At 29.5% G+C, this 638-nt stretch carries 1 protein-coding gene; it reads right to left on the bottom strand.

What is annotated here, in order from left to right; translation table 11 throughout:
- Positions 1–638: hypothetical protein (locus tag EII29_RS12315; RefSeq protein WP_158612542.1), on the bottom strand; the 638-nt coding region annotated here is incomplete at both ends.

Raw genomic sequence — 638 nt, 5'->3', positions numbered from 1 at the left:
TTCTTTCGTATGGAAATACATTTGTATTTAGTTTTGGACTATTTGATAAACCTTTATCTGTATACTTTCCATTAGTATAATCTTTTAATAATTCTTCTCTGTTATACTTATCTTTCGCTTCTAATAAATATGGACTTTTATCAAGTAGTGCAGGTTCATTTACTATTAAATTTATCTTTAAGTTTTGGTCTAAATCATATAGTTTCCGTACTTCGCTTAATATCTCGTTTTTTCTTTCTATAGGTGCTTTTCTATATTCTTTAAACTTGTTATAGATTTCTTCTGAAATTATTGCACTTTCATAAACGTAAGTTCCATGTGGGTTGCTTATTAAACTTTTTATCCCTTTTTCAGAAAGAGTTCTATTTTTTATAACATTTTTATAATTATCTTTTATCAGACCAATTTGTTCATTTGTCACCACATTAGAATGCAAATAATCAGGTTTTCCTATTTTCTTACTGTCAGGTAACACAGGAATAAACAAGCCCGGCATTAACTGTTCTCTTAATGCTGCCTTCCCTATAGGTAAATGTCCTATCTTATCTTTCCAGCTATGCTCTTTTACCTTATCTATATTCGATATATTTACAAGCCTTGACTCTCCCGATAAACTGAACAGCTTATTTGTATTAGCC

This window comes from Leptotrichia sp. OH3620_COT-345, from assembly GCF_003932895.1.
Taxonomy (GTDB): Bacteria; Fusobacteriota; Fusobacteriia; order Fusobacteriales; family Leptotrichiaceae; genus Pseudoleptotrichia.
The sequence above is the reverse complement of the archived record's forward strand: the minus strand, read 5'-3'. Positions and strand labels throughout refer to the sequence as shown.